The organism is Endozoicomonas sp. ONNA2 (assembly GCF_024606365.1).
Taxonomy (GTDB): domain Bacteria; phylum Pseudomonadota; class Gammaproteobacteria; order Pseudomonadales; family Endozoicomonadaceae; genus Endozoicomonas.
Window position 1 is genome coordinate 1 of the sequence record NZ_JAHHPO010000819.1, and the last position, 1,142, is coordinate 1,142.

Below are 1,142 nucleotides of genomic sequence, written 5' to 3' on the forward strand. Positions count from 1 at the left end.
GTATCAGGATAGACTGGATGGCAAGCTTGCAGGTGGGAAAAAACGAAGTAGTAGTGGTTTGAGAAGCTTTATTGTGGCTGTTCAGGATGAGTTCTGCACTGGGAGTGCTGCTTTCTTGGGCTTAATGTCTACCCTAAGTAGCAGCATTAGCAGCGCTTGGCGCAGGTGTTATGGGGGCGAAAAAAGGGTTTGAAAAGGGTCAGAAATAGGGTCCAGTTTAGGTGGAAATATTCATGAAATATTAAACCCACTGCCAAATGCTCAAACCAACTCTAACGACCAAGTGGGAACTCTGATTGGTGAGGGAGAAGGCCGAACTAAGGAAATAATAAAAATTATGAGTTCATTAGCTAACTCGAATATCCAGCATCTTATCGATGATGGCAAATTGGAAGAAGTGGCATATTCTATTAACAAATCCGATCACTTTTCTAAATCCATACATAACCTGACTCACAGGGGGGATAATGTCTACGCCGCTAATGAGAATGGCCATACACCTTTGCACCTTGCTGCTGAGAAAAATGACACAAGCCTTTTGAAAGCCTTGGTCAATGCTGGAGCTAACGTCAATGCCAGAGCAAAAAATGGTGAGACGCCCCTACACATTGCTGCGAAACATGGAAATAAAGAATGTTTGGAGTCTTTGCTCAGCAACAGGACTGAGGTCACTAAAAACCTGGAAGCTGTATATAAAATCTTAAAAGCTGCACATGATAAAATTAACGATGCCATACAAACAAACAATAAATCCAAAACATTGCATGCACTAATTGTACTTCAGCTGCTTGAGACCATTCATCCCGCCCTTACTGCTCTGGCCGATGTTGGTGCAAATATTGATGCTCGAACAAAAGATGGGAAAACACCGGTGGATATTGCCCATTGGAGGTGTAAGAAATTCTTGATCGATAATGGTGCAGACCAGACCTCTGCCAGGTATGGATGATGAAAACCGACGTCGGGTCCTGATTCTTGATCTGATCGTTTTACACCCCCACCTCATACTGCGCCAGATCGGGCGCAGTATTTTTGATCTCTCCGGCCAAAATGTTCCATCTTTAACTCCCCTAAGGAATTGTCTGTTAGTAACTATTCAGCACCCAGCAAAGGCATATTACTGTAATTCTGAACAGCTCTAA

General features: G+C 43.3%; 2 protein-coding genes. Both read left to right on the forward strand.

The features are described 5' to 3' along the window. A partial coding sequence (locus tag KDK14_RS14540; protein ID WP_257265893.1) for a hypothetical protein occupies nt 1–193 on the forward strand: 193 nt, incomplete at its 5' end. 90 nt (nt 194–283) lie between these two features. Next, complete coding sequence (locus tag KDK14_RS14545; RefSeq protein ID WP_257265894.1) at nt 284–949, forward strand: ankyrin repeat domain-containing protein; 666 nt, start codon at nt 284–286, stop codon at nt 947–949. The last annotated feature ends 193 nt before the right edge of the window (nt 950–1,142 follow it).